General features: G+C 55.6%; 1 protein-coding gene. It reads right to left on the reverse strand.

Going from position 1 to position 205, the window contains the following annotated elements; translation table 11 throughout:
- Positions 1-205 (reverse strand): hypothetical protein (locus B1A85_RS24170; protein WP_210404719.1); only part of this gene is annotated, 205 nt, incomplete at both ends.

The following is a 205-nucleotide window of genomic DNA, read 5'->3' on the forward strand; positions in this document are numbered from 1 at the left end:
ACGGAAAACACAACACCAACTGACCCCGTAGACAACACCCCACCAACTGACCCCCACCAACGGATACCGAAACGCCATAACCAACAGACCCGGTAGACAACACGCCACCAAACGACCCAGTCGAAAACTCGCCACCAACGGATGCCGTAAGCACATTGCCAACAGACCCGGTAGACAAAGCGCCACCAACGGACCCAGTTGACAA

The organism is Chroococcidiopsis sp. TS-821 (assembly GCF_002939305.1).
Lineage (GTDB): Bacteria > Cyanobacteriota > Cyanobacteriia > Cyanobacteriales > Chroococcidiopsidaceae > Chroogloeocystis.